The 21,742-nt window shown below is 69.7% G+C and carries 24 protein-coding genes and 1 tRNA gene; 15 read left to right on the plus strand and 10 right to left on the minus strand.

Annotated features, from left to right (window positions below; all coding sequences use genetic code 11):
- Nucleotides 1–33: 33 nt before the first annotated feature.
- The 5 genes from FFI97_RS19660 (at nt 34) to FFI97_RS19680 (ending at nt 3,233) form a co-directional block, all read left to right on the plus strand.
- A tRNA-Gln gene (locus tag FFI97_RS19660) sits at nt 34–110 on the plus strand.
- A gap of 143 nt (nt 111–253) precedes the next feature.
- A complete protein-coding gene (locus FFI97_RS19665) occupies nt 254–1,228 on the plus strand; it encodes a ribose-phosphate pyrophosphokinase (RefSeq protein WP_062476346.1) in 975 nt (324 codons plus the stop codon).
- A gap of 86 nt (nt 1,229–1,314) precedes the next feature.
- Complete coding sequence (locus FFI97_RS19670) at nt 1,315–1,971, plus strand: 50S ribosomal protein L25/general stress protein Ctc (protein WP_062476274.1); 657 nt, start codon at nt 1,315–1,317, stop codon at nt 1,969–1,971.
- Nucleotides 1,972–2,052: 81 nt separating this feature from the next.
- The gene (gene pth / locus FFI97_RS19675) at nt 2,053–2,688 is read left to right on the plus strand and encodes an aminoacyl-tRNA hydrolase (RefSeq protein WP_139702590.1); all 636 of its coding nucleotides are present in this window, start codon (nt 2,053–2,055) and stop codon (nt 2,686–2,688) included.
- Between the two features lie 128 nt (nt 2,689–2,816).
- Nucleotides 2,817–3,233 carry a hypothetical protein gene (locus FFI97_RS19680; RefSeq protein ID WP_260685061.1) on the plus strand — a complete coding sequence of 139 codons (417 nt, stop codon included), beginning with the start codon at nt 2,817–2,819 and terminating at the stop codon, nt 3,231–3,233.
- Here FFI97_RS19680 and FFI97_RS19685 read toward each other — a convergent pair.
- Nucleotides 3,216–3,521, minus strand: coding sequence for a YfhL family 4Fe-4S dicluster ferredoxin (locus FFI97_RS19685; RefSeq protein WP_095949170.1), 306 nt, complete (start codon nt 3,519–3,521; stop codon nt 3,216–3,218). The two genes, FFI97_RS19680 and FFI97_RS19685, sit on opposite strands and share 18 nt — an antisense overlap.
- 145 nt (nt 3,522–3,666) lie before the next feature.
- Between FFI97_RS19685 and FFI97_RS19690 the strand changes: the two genes are divergently transcribed.
- The 6 genes from FFI97_RS19690 to FFI97_RS19720 all read left to right on the plus strand — a co-directional run bounded on the left by FFI97_RS19690 (nt 3,667) and on the right by FFI97_RS19720 (nt 10,489).
- Nucleotides 3,667–4,617 carry an ABC transporter permease gene (locus FFI97_RS19690; RefSeq protein WP_139702588.1) on the plus strand — a complete coding sequence of 317 codons (951 nt, stop codon included), beginning with the start codon at nt 3,667–3,669 and terminating at the stop codon, nt 4,615–4,617.
- Entirely contained in the window at nt 4,614–5,489 is an 876-nt protein-coding gene (locus FFI97_RS19695) for an ABC transporter permease (protein WP_062481348.1), read from the plus strand. The genes FFI97_RS19690 and FFI97_RS19695 overlap by 4 nt, the downstream gene beginning before the upstream one ends.
- Before the next feature lie 11 nt (nt 5,490–5,500).
- Nucleotides 5,501–6,490, plus strand: a complete 990-nt coding sequence (locus FFI97_RS19700) for an ABC transporter ATP-binding protein (RefSeq protein WP_139702587.1) — start codon at nt 5,501–5,503, stop codon at nt 6,488–6,490.
- Nucleotides 6,487–7,308, plus strand: a complete 822-nt coding sequence (locus tag FFI97_RS19705; RefSeq protein WP_144004488.1) for an ATP-binding cassette domain-containing protein — start codon at nt 6,487–6,489, stop codon at nt 7,306–7,308. The genes FFI97_RS19700 and FFI97_RS19705 overlap by 4 nt, the downstream gene beginning before the upstream one ends.
- A 275-nt stretch (nt 7,309–7,583) precedes the next feature.
- Nucleotides 7,584–9,071: an ABC transporter substrate-binding protein gene (locus FFI97_RS19715; protein WP_139706421.1), complete on the plus strand. Its 1,488-nt coding sequence runs from the start codon at nt 7,584–7,586 to the stop codon at nt 9,069–9,071.
- Nucleotides 9,072–9,094: 23 nt separating this feature from the next.
- Entirely contained in the window at nt 9,095–10,489 is a 1,395-nt protein-coding gene (locus FFI97_RS19720) for an amidase (protein WP_409574645.1), read from the plus strand.
- Nucleotides 10,490–10,498: 9 nt separating this feature from the next.
- On the opposite strand, the gene FFI97_RS19725 is transcribed toward FFI97_RS19720, so the two are convergent.
- Nucleotides 10,499–11,362, minus strand: coding sequence for a LysR family transcriptional regulator (locus tag FFI97_RS19725; RefSeq protein WP_139706425.1), 864 nt, complete (start codon nt 11,360–11,362; stop codon nt 10,499–10,501).
- A gap of 125 nt (nt 11,363–11,487) precedes the next feature.
- On the opposite strand from FFI97_RS19725, the gene FFI97_RS19730 reads away from it, so the two are divergent.
- The 3 genes from FFI97_RS19730 (at nt 11,488) to FFI97_RS19740 (ending at nt 15,008) form a co-directional block, all read left to right on the plus strand.
- Entirely contained in the window at nt 11,488–11,886 is a 399-nt protein-coding gene (locus FFI97_RS19730) for a tautomerase family protein (protein ID WP_139706427.1), read from the plus strand.
- A 50-nt stretch (nt 11,887–11,936) separates the two neighbouring features.
- Nucleotides 11,937–13,298: a tetratricopeptide repeat protein gene (locus FFI97_RS19735; protein ID WP_139706429.1), complete on the plus strand. Its 1,362-nt coding sequence runs from the start codon at nt 11,937–11,939 to the stop codon at nt 13,296–13,298.
- Nucleotides 13,299–13,415: 117 nt separating this feature from the next.
- Nucleotides 13,416–15,008 (plus strand): N-acyl-D-amino-acid deacylase family protein, encoded by a 1,593-nt coding sequence (locus FFI97_RS19740; RefSeq protein ID WP_139706431.1) that lies wholly within the window; start codon nt 13,416–13,418, stop codon nt 15,006–15,008.
- A gap of 9 nt (nt 15,009–15,017) precedes the next feature.
- Here the strand turns inward: FFI97_RS19740 and FFI97_RS19745 are convergent, their stop codons facing one another.
- Nucleotides 15,018–15,713 carry a histidine phosphatase family protein gene (locus tag FFI97_RS19745; RefSeq protein WP_139706433.1) on the minus strand — a complete coding sequence of 232 codons (696 nt, stop codon included), beginning with the start codon at nt 15,711–15,713 and terminating at the stop codon, nt 15,018–15,020.
- Nucleotides 15,714–15,829: 116 nt separating this feature from the next.
- Here FFI97_RS19745 and FFI97_RS19750 point away from each other — a divergent pair, with 116 nt between their 5' ends.
- Complete coding sequence (locus tag FFI97_RS19750) at nt 15,830–16,540, plus strand: alpha/beta fold hydrolase (protein WP_185993669.1); 711 nt, start codon at nt 15,830–15,832, stop codon at nt 16,538–16,540.
- Between the two features lie 9 nt (nt 16,541–16,549).
- Here the strand turns inward: FFI97_RS19750 and pcp are convergent, their stop codons facing one another.
- The 7 genes from pcp to FFI97_RS19790 all read right to left on the minus strand — a co-directional run bounded on the left by pcp (nt 16,550) and on the right by FFI97_RS19790 (nt 21,697).
- Complete coding sequence (gene pcp, locus FFI97_RS19755) at nt 16,550–17,221, minus strand: pyroglutamyl-peptidase I (protein WP_139706435.1); 672 nt, start codon at nt 17,219–17,221, stop codon at nt 16,550–16,552.
- 5 nt (nt 17,222–17,226) lie between these two features.
- Entirely contained in the window at nt 17,227–17,967 is a 741-nt protein-coding gene (gene pxpA / locus FFI97_RS19760; RefSeq protein WP_070061982.1) for a 5-oxoprolinase subunit PxpA, read from the minus strand.
- 55 nt (nt 17,968–18,022) lie between these two features.
- Nucleotides 18,023–19,021, minus strand: a complete 999-nt coding sequence (locus tag FFI97_RS19765; RefSeq protein WP_139706437.1) for a biotin-dependent carboxyltransferase family protein — start codon at nt 19,019–19,021, stop codon at nt 18,023–18,025.
- Nucleotides 19,018–19,665, minus strand: coding sequence for a 5-oxoprolinase subunit PxpB (pxpB, locus tag FFI97_RS19770; protein ID WP_062481459.1), 648 nt, complete (start codon nt 19,663–19,665; stop codon nt 19,018–19,020). Before pxpB ends, FFI97_RS19765 begins: the two co-directional genes overlap by 4 nt.
- 150 nt (nt 19,666–19,815) lie before the next feature.
- On the minus strand, nt 19,816–20,319 hold the full coding sequence (gene coaD / locus FFI97_RS19780; RefSeq protein WP_062481439.1) for a pantetheine-phosphate adenylyltransferase: 504 nt from the start codon (nt 20,317–20,319) through the stop codon (nt 19,816–19,818).
- Between the two features lie 43 nt (nt 20,320–20,362).
- Nucleotides 20,363–21,025 (minus strand): RsmD family RNA methyltransferase, encoded by a 663-nt coding sequence (locus tag FFI97_RS19785; protein ID WP_062481442.1) that lies wholly within the window; start codon nt 21,023–21,025, stop codon nt 20,363–20,365.
- Nucleotides 21,026–21,061: 36 nt separating this feature from the next.
- Nucleotides 21,062–21,697 carry a LysE/ArgO family amino acid transporter gene (locus FFI97_RS19790; RefSeq protein ID WP_062481444.1) on the minus strand — a complete coding sequence of 212 codons (636 nt, stop codon included), beginning with the start codon at nt 21,695–21,697 and terminating at the stop codon, nt 21,062–21,064.
- Between the last annotated feature and the right edge of the window lie 45 nt (nt 21,698–21,742).

A 21,742-nucleotide genomic window follows, 5' to 3' on the forward strand; every position in this document is an offset into this window, starting at 1 on the left:
TATCGGTGGGTGGTGCAAACCATCAACCTGTGTAGGGGAGTCGCCAAGCTGGTTAAGGCACTGGATTTTGATTCCAGCATGCAAAGGTTCGAATCCTTTCTCCCCTGCCAAATCTCTCAAACTGCGGCCTGATGGCCGCAGTGCTTCTTTTGCAGTCCACCGGCTGCAATAATCGGCGGCCCACACAGGCCGCCACGACTCGAAACCTTTGGCGGCTTTCCCGCAAGCCCATTTGCACTGCCCGGACGCGCTCATGCAGGCCAATCACCCTGACTTTTTGGTTTTCACCGGCAACGCCAATCCCGGCCTTGCTGCAGAAATCGCGCACAACCTCGGCACCTCGCTGGGCGCCGCACGCGTCGGTCGCTTCTCCGACGGCGAAGTCACCGTCGAGATCAACCAGAACGTCCGTGCCCGCGACGTGTTCGTGGTGCAGTCGACCTGCGCGCCGACCAACGAAAACCTGATGGAACTACTGATCATGGTCGACGCGCTCAAGCGCGCCTCGGCCGAGCGGATCAGCGCCGTGATTCCCTACTTCGGCTACGCCCGCCAGGACCGCCGCCCGCGCTCGAGCCGCGTGCCGATCTCGGCCAAGGTGGTCGCCAACCTGCTGGAAACCGTGGGCGTCGAGCGCGTGCTCACCATGGACCTGCACGCCGACCAGATCCAGGGCTTCTTCGACATTCCGGTCGACAACATCTACGCCTCGCCCGTGCTGCTGGGCGACCTGCGCCAGAAGAACTACGAAGACCTGATCGTGGTCTCGCCCGACGTCGGCGGCGTGGTGCGCGCCCGTGCACTGGCCAAGCAACTGAACTGCGACCTCGCCATCATCGACAAGCGCCGCCCGAAGGCCAACGTCAGCGAAGTCATGAACGTGATCGGCGAGATCGACGGCCGCAACTGCGTGATCATGGACGACATGATCGACACCGCCGGCACGCTGGTCAAAGCGGCCGAAGTGCTGAAGGAACGCGGCGCCAAGAGCGTGTACGCCTACTGCACGCACCCGATCTTCTCGGGCCCGGCCATCGAGCGCCTCTCCAAGGGCACGGCCCTGGACGAAGTGGTCGTCACCAACACCATCCCTCTTTCCGATGCGGCCGTCGCGTGCGGAAAGATCCGCCAGCTCTCCGTGGCACCGCTGATCGCCGAAACGATCCAGCGCATTGCCAAGGGCGAGTCGGTGATGAGTTTGTTCTCGGACCAGGACAACCTGTTCTGAGCTGAGAGCGAAAAAGCAGGCCTCCTTCGGAGGCCTTTTTGAACCGGAGTCGCACTGGTCGCGGTGGACTCTCACAGGAGCTAGTTATGAAATTCGTCGCTTATGAGCGCGCAAAGCAGGGCACGGGTGCGAGCCGCCGTCTCCGCATCACGGGCAAGACCCCGGGCATCGTCTACGGTGGTGACACCCAGCCGCAACTGATCGAAATCGATCACAACGCGCTGTGGCACGCCCTGAAGAAGGAAGCCTTCCACTCGTCGATCCTCGAAATGGACCTCGCCGGCGCCGTCACCAAGGTGCTGCTGCGCGACGTGCAATACCACCCGTTCCGCCAGCTGGTGCAACACATCGACTTCCAACGCGTCGATGCCAAGACCCGCATGAACATGAAGGTGCCGCTTCACTTCAAGGGTGAAGAAGAGTCCGACGCCGTCAAGCTGGATCACAACCTCGTGAACCACGTGATGACCGAGCTGGAAATCAACTGCCTGCCCAGCGATCTGCCTGAATTCATCGAGATCGACCTCTCGGGCCTGAAGAAGAACGCCACGCTGCACGTCAACGACATCAAGCTGCCCAAGGGCGTGAAGTTCGTGAGCCACGGCAAGACCAACCCCGTCATCGTGTCGGCCGTGCCGCCGCTGGTCTCGGAAGAGCCGGCACCTGCCGCCGAAGGCGCTGCTGCCGAAGGCGCTGCTGCTGCCGCTGGCAAGCCCGCCGCCAAGACGGCCAAGAAGAAGTAATCCTCTTTCTTTCCGTCCGCGAACAGAAGGCCCGCCTCGTGCGGGCCTTTTGCTTTGTGGGGCGGCGAGATAATTCCCGCCATGATCAAGCTGTTTGTCGGCCTCGGAAACCCGGGCCCTGAGTACGAAGCCACGCGCCACAACGCCGGCTTCTGGTGGATCGACGCCCTCGCGCGCGACTGGAAGCTCAACCTCGTGCCCGAGCGCGGTTACCACGGCCTCGCGGCACGCGCGAACATCGGCGGCCAGAGCATCTGGTTGCTGGAGCCGCAGACCTTCATGAACCTGTCGGGCAAGTCGGTGGCTGCGCTGGCGCGCTTCTTCAAGATCGCGCCCGACGAAATCCTCGTGGTGCACGACGAGCTCGACGTGGTGCCCGGCCAGGCCAAGCTCAAGTTCGGCGGCAGCCATGCGGGCCACAACGGCCTGCGCGACATCCACGCCCAGCTCGGCACCGGCGACTACTGGCGCCTGCGGCTGGGCATCGGCCATCCCGGCGTGAAGTCGGAGGTCGTCAACTGGGTGCTCAAGAAGCCGCTCAAGGAACAACGTGAAGCGATCGAAGACGCCATCGTGCGCACCTTGCATGCCGCCCCCGCCCTGGTGGCCGGCGAGATGGGAAAAGCCACGCTGATGATTCACACGAGCAAACCGCCGCGGCCCAAGCCGCCGAGGCGGGAGCCCGGCGACGGAGGCACGACGCCTGCCGCCACCTAGCCGGCCACGGGAGTGCAGGGAGGGAGAGCAAACAAAAAATGAGAAAAAGAAGAACGACGACGAAGAACAAGAAGACCGCCGGCACAGCGGCAATTGCTATATTTTCAATAGCATTTTCCGCCACATCCATGGGCGCCTCATCCCAGACCTGGCGATGCGGCAACACCTACTCCGACCAGCCGTGCGAAGGCGGGCGGACCGTGAAGGTGGACGACCGGCGCAGCGATGCGGACCGCAGGGCGTCGGAAGACGCCACGCGCCGCAACGAACACAGCGCGGGCCGGCTGGCACGCAGCCGCGAGTCGCAGGAGCGGGAGGCGCTCGGCCGGCGCAGTCCCACGACCTTCGATGCGGGGCGCTTCGCCGCGAGCGCGCAACCGCTCACGCCCGCCGAACAGGCCGCCCAGGCCCGCCAGCGCAAGCACACGGCCGAGCCCCGCCCGACGAGCGCGCGCTTCAACAGTCCTTCGAGCGGCGACGAGGCCCCGAAGGACACAGGCAAGAAGAAAAAGAAGAAGAAACCCGGCTCAGAGGGCGCCGGCTGACGACGACGGCGAGGCGGCATCCGAAGCTGGCGCTGCCGCCTTGTCCGCCGTGAGGCGCACGTACTTCTGCATCAGCGTCTCGCGGGTCTCCACATGGTCCGGGTTCACCGGGATGCAGGCCACCGGGCAGATCTGCACGCACTGCGGCTCGTCGAAGTGGCCGACGCACTCGGTGCACTTGTGCGGATCGATCTCGTAGAACTCGGCGCCCATGTAGATCGCATCGTTCGGGCACTCGGGCTCGCAGACATCGCAGTTGATGCATTCGTCGGTGATCATGAGGGCCATCCCCCGATTATCCGCGGACCGGACGAACGCCCTGCCACGGACCTTGCGGAGCCCGCGTCGGCGTCAGGGCGGTCCGGCGAGGAGCCACAAAGTTCACAGTCGAGGCACGGTTGTTGCACCAGTCAGTTATGCTGCGGCCCGCCCCATGAGTCTGTTTCTATTCAAGCGCATCGCCACGCTGATCGGCACCCTGATCGGCGCCTCGGTCATCGTTTTCCTCGTCCTCGAGATCCTGCCCGGCAATGCCGCGCAGATGCTCATGGGCCCCGACGCCTCTCCCGACGCCGTCGCCGCCCTGGCCACCAAGCTCGGCCTGGACCAGCCCGCGTGGACGCGCTACTGGCACTGGATCGGCGGCCTGCTCACCGGCAACCTCGGTGACAGCTATGCCTACAGCTCGCCCGTCATCGACCTGATCCTGGAGCGCCTGGCCCTCACCGTGCCGCTGGCCGTGCTGGCCATGGCCTTCACCGTCGTCATCGCATTGCTCGTCGGTGTCACCGCCGCCGCACGCCACAACAAGCTCGGCGACGTCGGCCTCATGGGCATGGCCCAGGTCGGCATCGCCATTCCCAACTTCTGGTTCGCGATCCTGCTGATCCTCGTGTTCTCGGTGCAGTTGCAGTGGTTCTCCGCGGGCGGCTTCGAGGGTTGGGGTGAGGGCATCTTCGCGGGTTTGAAATCGCTGCTGCTGCCGGCCTTGTCGCTGGCCGTGGTGCAAGCGGCGATCCTCGCCCGCATCACACGCTCCGCCGTGCTCGAGGTGATGCGCGAGGACTTCGTGCGCACCGCGCGCGCCAAGGGCGTGTCGCAGCGCATGGTGCTGTGGACCCACGTGCTGCGCAACGCGATGATCCCCGTCATCACCGTCATGGGCATGCAGTTCTCCGAACTGCTGGCCGGCACCATCGTGGTGGAGAACGTGTTCTACCTGCCGGGGCTGGGCCGGCTGATCTTCCAGGCCATCAGCAACCGCGACCTGATCGTGGTGCGCAACTGCGTGATGCTGCTCGCGGCGATGGTCGTCATCGTGAACTTCGTGGTCGACGTGCTGTATGCCGTGATCGACCCGCGCATCAAGGCGAGCGACGTATGAGCACGACCACCGTTCCCAGCGCCGTCGCGCTCAAGGTGCCGGGCTTCTGGCGCCGCGCCCTGCACCACCGCAGCTTCGCGATCGGCGGCGTGCTGAGCCTGCTGCTGCTGATCGCTGCCGTGCTCTCCCTGGTCTGGACGCCCTGGTCGCCCTACGCGATGGACATGGCGAACAAGATGCAGGGTCCTTCGGCCACGCACTGGCTCGGCACCGACGCCTTCGGGCGCGACGTGGCCTCGCTGCTGCTGGTGGGCGCACGCGCCTCCATCCTCGTCGGCGTGATCGCCGTGGGCATCGGCCTTGTGGTCGGCACCGCGCTGGGCCTGCTCGCTGCGGCGAGACGCGGCTGGGTCGAGGAAGCGGTGATGCGCCTGTCGGACTTCACGCTCGCCTTCCCCGCCATCCTCTCGGCCATCATGATGACGGCCGTGTTCGGTGCAGGCATCGTCAACGCCATCATCGCGATCGGCATCTACAACATCCCGACCTTCGCACGCATCACGCGCGCCTCGGCCAACGCGATCTGGTCGCGCGAGTACGTGGCTGCTGCCCGCGCCTGCGGCAAGGGCAGCTTCGCGATCACGATGCAGCACGTGCTGCCCAACATCTCCGCCGTGCTGATCGTGCAGATCACCATCCGCTTCGCCATCGCCATCCTGGCCGAGGCGGCGCTGTCGTACCTCGGCCTCGGCACGCAACCGCCGCAGCCCTCGTGGGGCCGCATGCTCAGCGAAGCCCAGACCCTCATGTTCCAGCAGCCGCTGCTCGCGGTGTTCCCCGGCATGGCCATCGCCCTGGCGGTGCTCGGCCTGAACCTGATGGGCGACGGCCTGCGCGACCTGCTCGATCCGCGCCTGGCGCGCGCGAGGTAAACAAGCACGTCATGGCGCTTCTCGAAGTCAACGACCTCCACATCGGCCTGCAGACGCAACGCGGCCCGGCCGAAGCCGTGCGCGGCATCTCCTTCTCGCTGGAGCGCGGCGAAACGCTGGGCATCGTCGGCGAGTCGGGCTGCGGCAAGTCGATCACCGTGATGTCGCTCATGGGCCTGCTGCCCGCGACCGCGAAGGTCACGGGCAGCATCCGCTTCGACGGCACCGAGCTGGTCGGGCGCGACGAAAAGGACATGTGCCAGATCCGCGGCAACCGCATCGGCATGATCTTCCAGGAGCCGATGACGGCGCTGAACCCGGTGCACACGATCGTGCGCCAGGTCGGCGAGCCGCTGCGGCTGCACCGCGGGCTGTCGAAAGCCGAGGCACGCAAGGAAGTGCTCGCGCTGCTCGACCGCGTCGGCATTCCCGACGCCGCCTCGCGCCTCGATGCGTATCCGCACCAGTTCTCGGGCGGGCAACGCCAGCGCATCGGTATCGCGATGGCGCTGGCCTGCGGGCCCGACCTGCTGATCGCCGACGAGCCGACCACCGCGCTCGACGTGACGATCCAGAAGCAGATCCTGGAACTCATCCAGGGCCTCGTGGCCGAGCGCGGCATGGCGCTCATCCTGATCTCGCACGACCTCGGCGTGATCTCGCAGACGGTCTCGAAGATGCTCGTGATGTACGGCGGCAGCGTGGTCGAGAGCGGCCCCACCGACGCCGTGTTCGCCAAGCGCGCCCACCCCTACACGCAAGGCCTGTTCGCCGCGCGCCCCGCCATCGGCGCGCCGCGCGGGCTGCGCCTGGCGACCATCCGTGGCAGCGTGCCCGAGCTGGTCGACCTGCCACCGGGCTGCCCGTTCGCGGGCCGCTGCGCGTACACGGTCGATGCCTGCCACACCACGCGGCCGGCCGCCACGGTGCTGCCGCCGGACCACGCGGTGCGCTGCATGCGTCTTGAAGAAATTGCAGCCGCGCAGGCTGTTGCGCCATGAATCCATCGACCCCGCTGCTGCAGGTGACCGACCTCGTGCGGCACTACGCATTGCCGCGCGAAAAGCTCTTCGGCCCGCCGCCCACCGTGAAGGCGCTCAATGGCGTGAGCTTCGACGTACAGGCCGGCAAGAGCGTGGGCATCGTCGGCGAATCGGGCTCGGGCAAGTCGACCATCGCGCGCCTCGTGATGGCACTGGACACGCCCACCTCGGGCAGCGTCGCGCTCGAAGGCCGCAACCTGCACGCGCTCTCGAAGGCCGATCTGCGCACCGCGCGGCGCGACTTCCAGATGGTCTTCCAAGATCCGTACGGCTCGCTCGACCCGCGCCAGACCGTCGCGCGCATCGTCGCCGAGCCGCTCGAAGCGCTGGCCGAAACGCGCCGCGCCGAGCAGCGCGAACGCGCCGCCGAAGCGCTCGCGGCCGTGGGCCTGCGCACCACCGACCTCGACAAGTACCCGCACGAGTTCTCCGGCGGCCAACGCCAGCGCATCGCCATCGCGCGCGCGCTCATCACGCGGCCCAAGCTCATCGTGGCCGACGAGCCCGTGAGCGCACTCGACGTCTCGGTGCAGGCCCAGGTGCTCAACCTCATGCAGGACCTGCAGCAGCAGTTCGGCATCAGCTACCTGCTCATCAGCCACGACCTCGCCGTGGTCAACCACCTGTGCGACGAGGTGTGCGTGGTGTTCAAGGGCCAGATCGTGGAGCAGGGGCCGCCGGCCGAGCTGTTCCATCACGCGCAGCATCCGTACACCCGCACCCTGCTGTCGGCGGTGCTGCACACACCGCCCGGCGGCACGCTGCGCGCCGCCTGAAGTCGCCGGGGCGCGGCCTCGGACAGATCGGTCATGAGCATCTGGTGGCGCAAGCGCTTGGCTTCGCGCAAGATCGCTCGCCCATCCGGGAACGTCCCGAGGAAAAACCGCCCGCGCCGGCGCGCACCGGAGGGCCTGCTGCGAGAGAATGATCCGCTGCACGTGGCATCTTTCGTGCTGTGTGTCTTTCTTTCGTGGCGCTGCGCTTCCCCCTGGGGCACGGTGCGCGCCGAAGCAGTCATTCGACACTGACCGTTTTCCGGAGATCACCCCGTATGTTGAACCGTCGCACGCTCCTTACCACCGCCGGCGCCACCGTCGCCCTGGCCACCCCGCTGGCCGGCATGGCGCAGGGCCGCAAGGACGCCATCGTGATCGGCATGGCCCTGGAGCCGCCGGGCCTGGACCCGACCACCGGCGCCGCCGCCGCCATCGCCGAGGTCGTGCAGTACAACATCCTGGAAACACTGACCAAGATCAACGTCGACGGCAGTGTCACGCCGCTGCTGGCCGAGAGCTGGGAAATCTCGCCCGACCTGAAAACCTACACCTTCAAGCTGCGCAAGGGCGTCAAGTTCCAGAACGGCGAGCCCTTCAACGCGTCCACCGTCAAGTTCGCCTTCGACCGCGCCGGCGGCGAGAAGAGCACCAACAAGGACAAGCGCACCTTCGCCAACCTCGCCACCCAGGTGGTCGACGAGCACACGGTCGTGGTCATCAACAAGGAGATCGACCCCGACCTGCCCTTCGTGCTGGGCCAGGCCACGGCCGCCATCGTCGAGCCCAAGAGCGCCGAGGGCAACGCCACCAAGCCGATCGGCACCGGCCCCTACAAGCTGGACAACTGGGCCAAGGGCTCGTCGATCACGCTGAGCAAGTGGGAGGGCTTCCGCGCGCCCGCCGTCGCCAAGATCAACAAGGTCACCTTCCGCTTCATCTCGGACACCGCCGCGCAGGCCGCCGCCGTGCTCTCGGGCGACGTGGACGTGTTCACGCGCATCGGCACGCGCGCCGTGCCGCAGTTCCGCAACAACCCGCAGTTCCAGACCATCCTGGCCGGTTCGCGCGCCAAGACCATCCTCTCGATCAACAACAAGAAGAAGCCGCTCGACGACGTGCGCGTGCGCCGCGCCATCCTCGCGGCCATCGACCGCAAGGCCTTCATCGAGGGCGCGGCCGACGGCCTGGGCGTGCCGATCGGCAGCCACTACGTGCCGGGCGCCGCAGGCTATGTCGACACCACGGGCATCAACCCCTTCGACATCGAGAAGGCCAAGAAGCTGCTGGCCGAGGCCGGCGTGAAGACCCCGCTCGAGCTGCGCATGACCCTGCCCCCGCCGCCGTATGCGCGCCAGGGCGGCGAAGTCATCGTGGCCCAGCTCGCCAAGATCGGCATCAACGTGAAGATCCAGAACGTCGAGTGGGCGCAGTGGCTCAGCGGCACCTACGGCAACAAGGACTACGACCTGTCGATCATTTCGCACGTCGAGCCCTTCGACCTGGGCAACTACGCCAAGCCCGACTACTACTGGGGCTACCAGTCGAAGGCCTTCGACACGCTGTTCGACAAGATCAAGTCCACCGGCAACGCGGCGGAGCGCAACAAGCTGCTGGGCGAGGCGCAGAAGCTGCTCGCCACCGACGCGGCCAACGGCTTCCTCTACCAGCCGCAGTTCCCGACCGTGGCCAAGAAGAACGTCAAGGGCCTCTGGAAAGAGAACCCGATCTTCGTGAACGACCTGTCGGCCCTGTCGTGGGGATGAGCCCCGCAGTGCCTGACCCTTCCCTGCCTTCGTTGAGCGACCTGTCGGCGCAGGAGCTCTCCGCGGCCTACCGCGAGAAGCGCCTGTCGCCGGTCGAGGTGACGCGCGCCGTCATCGCGCGCATCGAGCACTGCGAGCCCCGGCTGCAGGCCACGTGGCTGTTCCGGCCCGAGGCCGCGCTGGAGCAGGCGCGCGCCTCGGAGCAGCGCTGGCAGCGCGGCGACGCGCGCGGCCCGCTCGACGGCGTGCCGACCACGATCAAGGAAAACATCGCCACGCGCGGCGACCCGCTGCCCGCGGGCACCGCCGCCGTCGACCTCATGCCCGCCGCCGCCGACGCGCCGCCGGCCGCGCGCCTGAAGGAGGCCGGCGCCGTCATCGTCAGCAAGACCACCATGCCCGACTACGGCATGTTGTCGTCGGGGCTGTCGAGCTTTCACACGCTGGCGCGCAACCCCTGGGACCTGAGCCGCACGCCGGGCGGTTCCAGTGCTGGCGCCGGTGCCGCCGCGGCGGCGGGCTACGGTCCGCTGCACCTGGGCACCGACATCGGCGGCTCGCTGCGGCTGCCCGCCAGCTGGTGCGGCATCTTCACGCTCAAGCCCAGCCTGGGGCGCATCCCGATCGACCCACCCTACATGGGCCGCGCCGCCGGCCCCATGACGCGCACCGTCGGCGACGCCGCGCTCATGATGCAGGCGCTGGCCCGGCCCGACGCGCGCGACAGCATGAGCCTGCCCGCGCAGGACATCGACTGGGCCGCGTTCGACGTCGCGCCCGACCACCTGCGCGGCCTGCGCATCGGGCTGCTGCTGGACGCCGGCTGCGGCCTCGCAGTGGAACCCGAGATCCAGGCCGCGGTCGAGCAGGCGGCGCGCCTGTTCGAAAAGGCCGGCGCCACCGTCGAGCCGATGCAGCCCTTCATGTCGCAGGCCCTGCTCGACGGCATGGACCACCTGTGGCGCATGCGCTCGCTCGTGGACCTGAAGGCCCTGCGCCCCGACCAGCGCACCAAGGTGCTGCCCTACATCCGCGAATGGGCCGAGAGCGCTGCCGAGTTCAGCGGCGAGCACGTGTTCCGCAGCTTCAGCCAGTTCCACGCCACGCGCGTCACCACGGTGAACGCCTGCGCGCGCTTCGACTACGTGATCTCGCCGGTGTCGCCCAACATGCCGGCAGCGGCCGAGGCGCCCTCGCCCACCAACGACCCGCTGCGGCCGCTGGAGCACATCGGCTTCACCGTGCCGTTCAACATGTCGGAGCAGCCGGCGGCGTCGGTGAACTGCGGGTACTCGGCCGGCGGCCTGCCGATCGGGCTGCAGATTGCGGGGCAGCGCTTCGACGACCTCGGCGTGCTGCGCGTGGCGCGTGCGTTCGAGCAGATCCGGGAAGTGCAGCGGCCCTGGCCGCAGGTCTGAGCACGGCCTTCAGGCCAGCTGCAACGACAGCATCTCTCGCGCCCGCGTCACGAACGCGGTCTCGCCCCGCCGCGCGGGCAGCCACTGGAACGCCACGCGCGGCAGCGCCGGCAGCCCATGCGGCGGTGCGAGCCGTGCAATGCCCTCCCCGATCGCCGATTCGTTGAGGCAGGCCACGCCCAGGCCCGCGGCCAGGGCCGACTGCAGGCCCGCCACGCCTGACGCCACGTGCGCCAGCACGTAGGGCACGCGGCGGCGGCGCAGCAGGGACACGGTGAACTGGTGCAGCGAACAGGTGTCGGGCAGCGCCAGCAGCCGCACCGGCTCGCCGCGCACGAGGCGCAGGCCGGTCGCGCCGAGCCACGCCAGCGATTCGCGCCGCAGCACCCCACCGCTGCCGCTCGCTGCAGCATTGGCCCCCGCGATGTTCATGGCCAGCCCCACGTCGAAATCGCCGTGCGCGTAGGCGGTGCGCAGCGCGTCGCTTTTCAGGATGGTCACGTGCAGCCGCACCTGCGGATAGCGCTCGCCGAGCCGGCCCAGCAGGCGGGTGAGGTCGCCGGGGCGGAAGTAGTCGGTCACGGCCAGCCGCAGCTCGCCCTGCAGGGTTTCGCCGCGCAGGTCGCGAAAGGCCTCGTCGCTCAGCGCGAGGATGCGCCGCGCATGCCCCAGCAGCCGCAGGCCCGCCTCGGTGGGCGCCACGCCGGCCTTGCTGCGGGTCAGCAGCGACTGGCCGGCGCGCTCCTCGAGCTTGCGGATCTGCTCGCTCACCGACGACTGCGACAGGTACACGCGCGGCGCCGCGGCCGTGAGGCTGCCGGCGTCGGCCACCGCCACCAGGGTGCGCAACTGTTCGAGGTCGAAGCCTTGCATGGTGCCTGCCTATCCATTCGCTGATCCGATGGATTCCATCATATCTTCCCGCTTTTCCGATGGCTATGCGGCGCCCACAATCACCCCATCGACCACCGGTTCTTCAACGCAAAAAGGAGTCCACCATGCCCCACATCGTCGTCCACCTCTCCGGCCAGCCTGACGCCGCCCTCACCCGCAAGACCGTCGACACGGTCGCCGAACTCACGCAGAGCGTGCTCGGCAAGGCATTGCCGGTCATCGCCGTCACGGTGCAGTACATCGCCGCCGACAGCTGGTTCATCGGCGGCAAGTCGCTGGCCGAGCTCGGCAAGTCGGCCTTCCACCTGGACATCAGCGTGACCGACGAGACCAACACCAAGGCCGAGAAGGCGCGCTACCTGTGCGAGGTGCACGCGGCCATGGCCCGGCTGCGGCCCGACCTGCACGAGGTCTCGTACGTCCACGTGATCGACGCGCGCGCCGCGGCCTACGGCTACGGCGGCCAGACCCAGGAGTACCGCCACCAGCAGGCGGGTGTCTAGGGCGTCTCAGAGGGACTTGAAAGACGCCGGGGGCGTGGCACCATGCCGCCATGCCCTCCCACGGAACCCCGCACGCCGCCGACAGCCTCGGCAATCCGCTCACGCTCGACGACACCGCCAGCCTCGCGCTGGTCGACGACTTCGTCATGGGCTTTCTCTCGACCGAGGCGCGCGCCGTGAACCTGCTGGCGCTGGCTGAACGCGATGCCAGCCCGATCGTGCAGGCCTACTGCGCGACGCTGCACCTGTTCGCCGAATCGCGCGAGGCCGCGGCCAACGCGCAGCCCTTCCTCGACAAGGCCCACGCCGGTGCGGCGCGCGCCACGCCGCGCGAGCAGCGCTACATCGCCGCCGTCCAGGCCTGGGCCGACGGCGACATCGCGCACGCCATCGCGCTGCATGCCGAGCAGGCGCGCGAGCATCCGCGCGACCTGGTGTCGGTGAAGCTGGGCCAGTACCACTGCTTCAACACCGGCGACTGCCCCGGCATGCTGCGGCTCGCGCTCGCGGCGCTGCCGGCCACAGCCGAGGTGCCCTACGTGCACGGCATGGCGGCCTTCGGCTACGAGCAGTGCCACCTGCTGCGCGAAGCCGAGGCCAGCGCGCGCCGCGCCATCGGCCTGTGCCGCAAGGAGCCCTGGGCGCACCATGCGCTGGCGCACGTGATGCTCACCGAAGGCCGGCTGGCCGAGGGGCTGGCGTTCATGCAAAGCGTGAGCGACACCTGGACCGGGCTCAACTCCTTCATGGTCACGCACAACTGGTGGCATGTGGCGCTGTTCCTCATCGACCTGGGCCACGACGCCGAGGCGCTCGCGGTGTACGACGAGCACGCCTGGGGCGTGGTGAAGGACTATTCGCAGGACCAGATCGGCGCCGTGTCGCTGCTCGCGCGGCTCGAGCTGGCGGGCATCGACGTCGGTGCGCGCTGGGACGACGTGGCCGACCACCTGCGGCAGCGCCAGGCCGACCATGTACTGCCCTTTCTCGACCTGCAGTACCTCTACGGCCTGGCGCGCGCCGGCCGGCCCGAGGCGCAGGTGCTGCTGCACAACATCGAGGCCTTCGCGCCCGTGGCGCCGGCGTCCACGCGCGCCGCGTGGCAGCGCGTGTGCGTGCCGGCCGCACGCGGCCTCGTGGCCCATGCGCGTGGCGACGTGGCGGGTGCGGTCGAGGGCCTGGGCGTCGCGCTGCCGCGCATGATCGAGATCGGCGGCAGCCATGCGCAGCGCGACCTGTTCGAGCAGCTGTACCTCGACGCGCTGGTGCGCACCGGCACCGAGTCCGCGCTCGCGGGCGCGCAAGGCCTGCTGCAGCAGCAGCTCAACGGCCAGCCCGAATCGCTGCGGCTGCGGCGGCAGACCGACGCGGTCTACGCGCGGCTGGGACTCGGGCAGATCACGGCGCGCTGAGCGGCGCGCGGCACCACCCATGCCTTCCGGTCATGGGGCGTGCCGCAAAAGGAATTAACGGCTGCGCGGGAGCGACTCCTAAACTGGCCGCTCCTCCCGCTCTCCTCCCGTTCGCCCATGCAGCGCTCCCTCGTCACGCTGGCCGTTCTCGCGGCCCTCGCCTCGCCCTTCCACACCACCGCCGCTGAAGCCACTGTCGCGCTCGACCTGCTGCTGCGCGGCGGCACCATCTACACGGGCGACAGCGACACGCCCGTGATCGGCGACGTCGGCATCGCGGGCGACCGCATCGTGTTCGCGGGCCGCGCCATGCCGGCGCAGTTCCGCGCACGGCGCACCATCGACGCCACCGGCCTCGTGGTGGCGCCCGGCTTCATCGACGCCCACACGCACGCCGACGCCGACCTTCTCTCGAGCGACGCGCGCAAGCGCCTGAACATTCCTTTTCTCACGCAGGGCGTGACCACGGCCGTGATCGGCAACGACGGCTTCGGCGGCTACGACATCGCGGCGCAGACGCAGAAGCTGCGCGCCGTGCCGGTCGGCACCAACGTCGCGATGTACGCGGGCTTCGGGCCGCTGCGCATCAGCCAGCTCGGCGAGGCCAACCGCGCCCCCACGCCCGCGCAGATGGACACCATGAAACAGCACCTGAGCCGCGCGATGTGCGACGGCGCGCTCGGGCTGTCGACGGGCCTGTTCTACCCGCCGCAGAATTTCTCGAAGACCGAGGAGGTCATCGAACTCGCGAAGGTAGCGGCCGCGCACGGCGGCCTGTACGACAGCCACATCCGCGACGAGTCGATGTACAACGTCGGCCTCAAAGGCTCGATCGACGAGGTGATCCGCATCGGCCACGAGGCCAAGCTGCCGGTGCATGTGGCGCACATCAAGGCGCTGGGCGTGGCGGTGCAGGGCCAGAGCGGCGACATCATCCGGCGCATCGAGAAGGAGCGCGCCGCGGGCCTGGACATCACGGCCGACCACTACCCCTGGACCGCGTCGAGCACGCGCTTCTCGGCCGCGCTGCTGCCGCCCTGGGCCAACGAAGGCGGCCGCGCGGCGACGCTGCAGCGCTTCGACGACGCGACGCAGCAGGAGCGCCTGCGCAAGGACATGCGCGAGAACCTGCGCCTGCGCGGCGGGCCCGAGGCGATCCTGTTCTCGGCCGGCAGCACGAAGTACGTGGGCAAGACGCTGGCCGACGTGGCCAAGGCCTCGAACGCCGACCCGGTCGACGCCGCCATCGCCGTGCTGCGCGACGGCGACCTGATGATCGCCTCGTTCAACATGAGCGACGACGACGTGCGCGCCTTCATGAAGCGGCCCTGGGTCATGACCTCGTCCGACTCGTCGCTGGGCCATCCGCGCGCCTACGGCACCTTCGCGCGCAAGTACGACCAGTACGTGGTGAAGGAGCGCGCGATCTCGCTGGCGCAGTTCATCCGCACCAGCAGCGCGTACACGGCCGACACGCTGGGCCTCGTGCAGCGCGGCCACCTGCGCCCCGGCTACCACGCCGACGTGGTGGTGTTCGATCCGAAGCGCTTTGCGGCCAAGGCCACCTACACGCAGCCGACGCTGTTGTCCGAGGGCGTGGTCACGGTGCTGGTGAACGGCCGCCTCGCGGTGGACGGCGGCCAGCCTACGGGCGTGGGCGCCGGCGTGCCGCTGCTGCGCACGCCGAAGCCGGGCAGTTGCCCGGCCTGAACTGGAAGATCAGTCCTTCTTCAGGTGCCGCCGCTGGTCGTAGGTCGGCTGCGGCGGCAGGTCGGCGAGGTGGCGCGTGTCGGCCCACTCGACGATCTCGATGGCGTCCGGCGCGGCCGGGTCGGCGATGCGGATGCGGTTGAAGCCCGCGTTCGGGATCTCGCTCTGGCGCGGGCCACTGAGGCTCAGGCCACGCGCGGTGCGCCACACCATGTCGAGCACGCCGCCGTGGGTGACGACGATCAGGCGCTGGCCGCGGTGCGCTGCGGCGACAGCGCCGAGCGCGCCGATCACGCGCGCATGGAACTCGCGCGCGCTCTCGCCCTGCGGCATGGCGTGGTCTTCGCGGAACTCCAGCCACTCTTCCCAGGCGCGCGGATGCTGGCTCTGGATCTCGTCGGCCCGCATGCCCTCGACCACGCCGAAGTGCTGCTCGCGCAGCGCCACCGAGGTGACGACCGGCAGCGCGAGCTGCTGCGCCGCGGGCGCCGCGGTCTGCTGGGCGCGCATGAGGTCGCTGCTGATGAGGTGCCGTGCCGTCTCGCCCGCCAGCCGCAGGCCGAGGCGGCGCGCCTGCTCGTGGCCGATGTCGTTGAGCGGGACGTCCGCGTGGCCCTGGAAGCGCAGTTCGCGGTTCCAGGCGGTTTCGCCGTGGCGGATCAGGATGAGGTCGGTGGGGGCGGAGTCGGGGGTGGTGGTGGACATTGCATGCATTGTCCCCCGAGTGCATGACAGGCCGGCTTCGTGCCAACCCGCTGTTGCATGGTCGCCACCGCGTACGGGCCGTGCGCCGGGCGCGTCCGATCGCGCAAAATCGGCCCATGCCCCATCTTGTCCTGCTGCCCGGCCTTGCCTGCGACGAACGCCTCTGGGAGGCCCAGTTGCCCGCACTTCCCGCCGCCTTCGGCGCCCGCGTGAGCGACGTCCAGACGCGCCACGACACCATCGAAGGCATGGCCAGCGCCGTGCTGCGCGAGCACGACGGCCCGCTGGTGCTGTGCGGTGCCTCGATGGGCGGCATGGTCGCGATGGAGGCGGCGCGCCAGGCGCCCGAGCGCATCGCCGGGTTGATGCTGCTGGGCACCAGCGCGCGGCCCGAGACGCCCGACATGTTCGCGCTGCGCGAAGGCGCCATCGAATGGTTCGAGCGCGGCGAGGTGCGCGAGATCATCGAGCCCAACGTCGCCTTCGCCTTCCATCCCGCGCAGGCCGCCAACCCGGCGCTGGTGCAGCGCTACCTGGACATCGTGCTCGGCGCCGGCGCGGCCCAGCTCATCCGCCAGAACCACGCCGTGATGCGCCGTCCCGACGCGCGCACGCACCTGGCCCTGCTGCGCGCGCCGGTGCTGCTGATGTGCGGCGACGACGACCGCCTCGCACCGCCCGAATGCACGCGCGAGATGGCGGCGCTGCTGCCCCGCGCCGAGGTGGTGTGGGTGCCGCAGTGCGGCCACATGCTGACGATGGAGAAGCCTGCGTTCGTCAACACGGCGCTCAACGCCTGGCTGGGCAAGCACTTTCCCCGCGCTTGAGAGCCCCGGTCAGTGCAGCTGGCCGCCGGTTTCCGCGACGTCCTGCTTCACGGCCAGCGCGGTCTTCACGGTGATGCGCAACGCATCGACCAGCGTCTCGAGCGCCATGCTCGGCGCACCCGGAAAGCGCGCCGCCTGCGCCGGCAGGTAGGGAATATGGATGAAGCCGCCGCGCACGCCCTTCGCCGCCGCGTGCGTCGCGATGCGGTGCATCAACCCGTAGAAGAGGTGGTTGCACACGAAGGTGCCCGCGCTGTTCGACACCGAGGCCGGCACGCCGCCCGCACGCAGTTCGCGCACGATGGCCTTCACGGGCAGGCTCGAGAAGTAGGCGGCGGGCGCGCCGGGCACCACGGGCACATCGATCGGCTGGTGGCCGAGGTTGTCGGGCACGCGGGCGTCGTCGACGTTGATCGCGATGCGCTCCGGCGTGAACTCGGCGCGGCCACCGGCCTGGCCAATGCAGATCACCAGCGTCGGCTGGAGCTCGTCCATCGCGCGGTCGAGCGCGGTGAGCGCCTCGCCGAAGACGCAGGGCACGAGGCGCGCATGCACGGCGGCGCGGCCGCACTGCCAGCCATCGAGCGTGCGCACCGCCTCCCATGATGGATTGAGCAGCTCCTGCTCGAAGGGCTCGAAGCCCGTCAGCAGGACGTTGGGAGAAGCGCGCTTCGCCGGCATCCTGTTCAGGCCATCGCGCGAACGTCGATGCCTTCCTGCTGCAGCCGCTCGCGGATGCGCCGCGCGAAGGCCAGCGCATGCGCGCCGTCGCCGTGCAGGCACACGCTCTGGGCGTTGACGGGCACGGTGCTGCCGTCGATGGCGACCACGCGGTGGTCGCGCACCAACGACAGGGTCTGAGCCAGCGACTGTTCCTCGCTCTCGATGAGCGCGCCGGGCTGGCTGCGCGGCACGAGGCTGCCGTCGGGCATGTAGCCGCGGTCGGCGAACACTTCTTCCACGGGTTGCAGGCCGGCGCGGCGGGCCGCGTCGATCATGTTGCTGCCGGCCAGGCCGAAGAACTTGAGCGAAGGGTCGAAGCGGCGCACCGCCTCGCACAGCGCCTCGGCCAGCTCGGGTTCTTTCACCGCCTGGTTGTAGAGCTGGCCGTGCGGCTTCACGTGCGCGAGCCGGCCGCCCTCGGCCTTGACGATCGCGGCCAGTGCACCGACCTGGTAGAGCACGTTCGCCACGATCTCCTCGGGCGGCAGGTGCATGGTGCTGCGGCCGAAGTTCTCGCGGTCGGGAAAGCTCGGGTGCGCGCCGATCGCCACGCCGTGCGCCATGGCCCAACGCACGCACTGCTGCATGGTCCTGGCGTCGCCCGCATGCCAGCCACAGGCGATGTTGGCGGAACTCACGAGGCCGAGCAGCGCTTCGTCGCTGCCGGCGCCTTCGCCGAGGTCGGCGTTCAGGTCGATCTGCATGGGGTGTTCTCCGTCTCGGGGGCAGGTGCGGGAGCCACCTGCGTCAGGCCACAGTCTAGGCCGCGCCGGGCCAGCCCGCAGCGGCGAGCCCCTGCGCCACCTGCGCCAGGTAACGCTGCTGCGCAGCCCAGGCCGCGAGCGCGTGCGACAGGTCGGTGCGCACCAGCCGCAGCCGGCCACCCAGCGGCGCCTGCGCGAGCTTCCAGAGGTCGGCGCGGATCACCACGCCGATGCGCGGGTAGCCACCGGTGGTCTGCGCGTCGCCCATGAGGATGATTGGCTGGCCCGAAGGCGGCACCTGGATCGTGCCGGGGATCACGCCCGAGGACAGCATGTCGCCACCCGCCTTGCGCTGCAGCTCCGCGCCGGCGAGGCGGCTGCCCATGCGGTTACTCTGCGGCGTGATGCGCCAGCGCTCGCTCCACAGCAGCGCCTGCGCGTCGGGCGTGAACAGGTCGAACTCGGGGCCGGGCAGCACGCGCAGCGCGAAGGCGCCGTCGGGCTCGGCCGTGCCCCAGTCGGGCGCGCGCAGGCCGAAGGGACGGCGCGCGTTCTGGTCGGCACCGAGGCGCGAAGCGCCCAGCGCGAGCCGGTCTCCCTTGCGCAGCGCGCGGCCCTCGTGGCCGCCGAAGCCGGCCTTGAGGTCGGTGCTGCGCGAGCCGAGCACGGGTGCCACGTCGATGCCGCCGGCCACCGCGAGCCAGCTGCGCAGGCCGGCCTTCGGCGTGCCGGGCGCGTTGGCGCCGGCCAGGCGCAAGGTCTGGCCGGCACGCACCGGCACGCTCCAGCAGGGCCACAGCGGCACGCCGTCGAGCGTGGCGCCGAAGTCGTCGCCGGTGAGCGCGATGCGGGTGTCGACTTCGAACTGCAGCTCGCAGCCGCCCATGGTGAATTCGATGCCGGCCGCCGCATCGGCGTTGCCGGCCAGCCGGTTCGCCAGTGTGAGCGCAAGCATGTCGAGCGCACCGCCCGGGCAGATGCCGAGCTGGCGCAGGCCGGGCCGCCCGAGGTCCTGCACCGAGGCATGCACGCCGGGTTTGCGCACGAGGATCATGTCTGCAGGCTTTCGACGACGAAGCGCACGCGGTCGCCGGGGCGCAGCAGCGTAGGTGATTCCGCCGAGGGATCGAACAGCTCGAGCGGCGTGCGCCCGATGAGCTGCCAGCCGCCCGGCGACACCAACGGATAGATGCCGGTCTGCTCGCCGCCGATGCCGACCGAGCGCGCGGGCACGGCGGTGCGTGGTTCGGCGCGGCGCGGTGTCGCGAGTTCGGGCGCCAGCCCGCCCATGAAGGCGAAGCCCGGCAGGAAACCGAGCAGGTAGACCACGTAGTCGCCGCCGCTGTGGCGTCGCACCACCTCGGCTACCGAGAGCCCGGTGTGGGCCGCCACGTCGGCCAGGTCGGGGCCGTGCTCGCCGCCGTAGGCCACGGGAATCTCGATGCGTCGCCCTTCGGCGGCATGGGCCGCGAGCCCCGGCCAGGCCTGGAGCACGCGCGCCGCGAGTTCCTCGAACGCCACGGCGGTCGGGTCGAAGGTCAGCGTGAGGTTGTTCATGCCCGGCAGCGCTTCGCCGACGCCGGGCCAGGCCAGCACCTCGGCGGCCAGCGCCCAGATGCGCTGCTGCTGCGCCAGCGTGGCGGGCGCGGGCAGGTCGCACACCAGCGCCGCATCGCCCAGCGGATGCAGGCGGGGCAAGGGGGTGTTGTTCACCTCACGACACTCGCTGCGGCGAGCCGCAGGTCTCTGCGCGGAACACCGCGGAACCGGCTTTGCCGGGCCGCTGGTGTTGCCCCCGGCGAGGGGGTTGGCGTAGCGACACGAAGTGCGCGAAGACTGGGGGAGTGCCTATTCACGGCCGAGGCTGCGGACCTTGGCGGTCAGCTGCTGCTCGACGTTCGGCGAGACGAACTTGTTGACCTCGCCGCCGAGCATGGCGATCTCGCGCACGAAGGTGCTGGAGATGAACTGGTACTTGTCGCTCGGGGTCAGGAACACGGTCTCGACGTCGGGCATCAGCGAACGGTTCATGCCGGCGAGCTGGAACTCGTAGTCGAAGTCGGTCACGGCGCGCAGGCCGCGCACCATGGCCTTGCCGCCGCGCGCGACGACGAAGTCGCGCAGCAGGCCCGAGAAGCTCTCGACCGTCACCTGGTCGCTGTAGGGCTTCACCGCCTCGCGGGCCATGTCCATGCGCTCGGAGAGCGTGAACAGCGCCTTCTTGTGGTGGCCCGCCGCGACGGCGACGATCACCTTGGAGAAGAGTTGGGTTGCACGCCGCACCACGTCCTCGTGACCGAGGGTGATGGGGTCGAAAGTGCCGGGATAAACCGCGATCACGTTGCTGGCCATGGTTGCTTCTTCCTCATGCTGCCGGTGCGGCTTGTCCGGCGGATTATGCAGGCACGGACACAGCGCGGCGCAGCAGATGGGCATGCACGGCGCCGGCCTTCAGGTAGCGGAATTCGGCCAGGCCCAGCGCGGCGAGCTCCTCGGCGGCCCAGCGGCGCGGCGCCTCGAGGTAGATCGCGCCGTCGGCGTGCAGCGCGCGCGCGGCGGCGCGCAGGGCCGGCTCGTACAGCGCGAGGTTGTCGAAGGGCGGATCGAGAAACACCGCCTGCAGGCTGCCCGCCGTCGCACGCTCGAGCGCGGTGACGCCGTTGCCGCGCTCCACGCGCACGGCCTCGGCCGAGAGCTTGGCCTTGGCGGCCTGCAGCTGGGCGACCAGCGCGGCGTCCTGCTCGCACAGCAGCACGTGGGCCGCGCCGCGCGAGGCGGCTTCGAGGCCGAGCGCGCCGGTGCCCGCGAAGGCGTCGATGCAATGCCAGCCCGGCAAGGCACCGCCGCCCACGCCGGCCAGGCTCGCGAGCCAGTTGAACAGCGTTTCGCGCACGCGATCGGGCGTGGGGCGCAGGCCGGGCTTGTCGGCCACGGCCAGGCGGGTGCGCTTCCACTCGCCGCCGATGATGCGAACCTCGCTGGGCCGCGACGGGCGCTTGGCGGCAGGGGCGCGCGAGACGGGCGCGGCGGCGTTCTTCTTCGGGGGCTTCTGGGGCATGCGGCGAGCTTAACGCCGCGGCCGGCCCCCCTTCACTCAGTAGCCCATGAACGCGCGGCGGGCCAGCAGCGCGGCCAGCACGAGCATCGTGCCGCCGATGAGCGCATCGAGCATCTGCCAGGCGCGCGGGCGTGCGAACACCGGCGCCAGCAGGCGCGCGCCGAAGCCCAGCGCGGTGAACCACAGCACGCTGGCCAGCGTCGACCCGGCCACGAACCAGGCCTTGAGCAGGCCCGGGTACTGCGCCCCGGCCGTGCCCACGAGCAGCACGGTGTCCAGGTAGACGTGCGGGTTCAGCAGCGTGAAGCCGGCGGCCTGCGCAACCACCGCGGCACGCGAGCGCGAAGCGCCCTGCGCCACCGTCTGCAGCGCGCCCGGCTGGCGCGAGCGCCACAGCGCGCGCAGGCCGTAGCCGCAGAGAAAGGCCGCGCCGAAGCCCGCGAGCAGCGTCGCCAGCATCGGCCGCCCCTTCAGCGCCTGCGCCATGCCGGCCACGCCGGCGGCGACCAGCACCGCGTCGCAGACGGCGCAGAACAGCACCACCGCGCTCACGTGCTCGCGGCGCAAGCCCTGGCGCAGCACGTACGCGTTCTGGGCGCCGATGGCGACGATGAGCACCAGGCTCATGAAGAGCCCGTTGAGGAAAGCGGTGGAGGCGTGAACGGCGGTCATGGTCCGAGCTTGCCGTCCGCAGCCGATTCAATCAAACTAAACTTT

It is taken from the genome of Variovorax sp. KBS0712 (genome assembly GCF_006323185.2).
Classification (GTDB): Bacteria; Pseudomonadota; Gammaproteobacteria; order Burkholderiales; family Burkholderiaceae_C; genus Variovorax; species Variovorax boronicumulans.

What these genes read in the sequence shown, in the direction of transcription:
- FFI97_RS19730 (WP_139706427.1), top strand. Translation starts at nt 11,488, where the DNA reads ATGCCCCACATCGTCGTCCACCTCTCCGGCCAGCCTGACGCCGCCCTC.
- FFI97_RS19705 (WP_144004488.1), top strand. Translation starts at nt 6,487, where the DNA reads ATGAATCCATCGACCCCGCTGCTGCAGGTGACCGACCTCGTGCGGCAC.
- FFI97_RS19680 (WP_260685061.1), top strand. Translation starts at nt 2,817, where the DNA reads ATGGGCGCCTCATCCCAGACCTGGCGATGCGGCAACACCTACTCCGAC.
- FFI97_RS19665 (WP_062476346.1), top strand. Translation starts at nt 254, where the DNA reads ATGCAGGCCAATCACCCTGACTTTTTGGTTTTCACCGGCAACGCCAAT.
- FFI97_RS19735 (WP_139706429.1), top strand. Translation starts at nt 11,937, where the DNA reads ATGCCCTCCCACGGAACCCCGCACGCCGCCGACAGCCTCGGCAATCCG.
- FFI97_RS19750 (WP_185993669.1), top strand. Translation starts at nt 15,830, where the DNA reads ATGCCCCATCTTGTCCTGCTGCCCGGCCTTGCCTGCGACGAACGCCTC.
- FFI97_RS19690 (WP_139702588.1), top strand. Translation starts at nt 3,667, where the DNA reads ATGAGTCTGTTTCTATTCAAGCGCATCGCCACGCTGATCGGCACCCTG.
- pth (WP_139702590.1), top strand. Translation starts at nt 2,053, where the DNA reads ATGATCAAGCTGTTTGTCGGCCTCGGAAACCCGGGCCCTGAGTACGAA.
- FFI97_RS19765 (WP_139706437.1), bottom strand. Translation starts at nt 19,021, where the DNA reads ATGATCCTCGTGCGCAAACCCGGCGTGCATGCCTCGGTGCAGGACCTC.
- FFI97_RS19740 (WP_139706431.1), top strand. Translation starts at nt 13,416, where the DNA reads ATGCAGCGCTCCCTCGTCACGCTGGCCGTTCTCGCGGCCCTCGCCTCG.
- FFI97_RS19745 (WP_139706433.1), bottom strand. Translation starts at nt 15,713, where the DNA reads ATGTCCACCACCACCCCCGACTCCGCCCCCACCGACCTCATCCTGATC.
- FFI97_RS19700 (WP_139702587.1), top strand. Translation starts at nt 5,501, where the DNA reads ATGGCGCTTCTCGAAGTCAACGACCTCCACATCGGCCTGCAGACGCAA.
- coaD (WP_062481439.1), bottom strand. Translation starts at nt 20,319, where the DNA reads ATGGCCAGCAACGTGATCGCGGTTTATCCCGGCACTTTCGACCCCATC.
- FFI97_RS19725 (WP_139706425.1), bottom strand. Translation starts at nt 11,362, where the DNA reads ATGCAAGGCTTCGACCTCGAACAGTTGCGCACCCTGGTGGCGGTGGCC.
- FFI97_RS19785 (WP_062481442.1), bottom strand. Translation starts at nt 21,025, where the DNA reads ATGCCCCAGAAGCCCCCGAAGAAGAACGCCGCCGCGCCCGTCTCGCGC.
- FFI97_RS19670 (WP_062476274.1), top strand. Translation starts at nt 1,315, where the DNA reads ATGAAATTCGTCGCTTATGAGCGCGCAAAGCAGGGCACGGGTGCGAGC.
- FFI97_RS19685 (WP_095949170.1), bottom strand. Translation starts at nt 3,521, where the DNA reads ATGGCCCTCATGATCACCGACGAATGCATCAACTGCGATGTCTGCGAG.
- pcp (WP_139706435.1), bottom strand. Translation starts at nt 17,221, where the DNA reads ATGCCGGCGAAGCGCGCTTCTCCCAACGTCCTGCTGACGGGCTTCGAG.
- FFI97_RS19790 (WP_062481444.1), bottom strand. Translation starts at nt 21,697, where the DNA reads ATGACCGCCGTTCACGCCTCCACCGCTTTCCTCAACGGGCTCTTCATG.
- FFI97_RS19715 (WP_139706421.1), top strand. Translation starts at nt 7,584, where the DNA reads ATGTTGAACCGTCGCACGCTCCTTACCACCGCCGGCGCCACCGTCGCC.
- pxpA (WP_070061982.1), bottom strand. Translation starts at nt 17,967, where the DNA reads ATGCAGATCGACCTGAACGCCGACCTCGGCGAAGGCGCCGGCAGCGAC.
- FFI97_RS19695 (WP_062481348.1), top strand. Translation starts at nt 4,614, where the DNA reads ATGAGCACGACCACCGTTCCCAGCGCCGTCGCGCTCAAGGTGCCGGGC.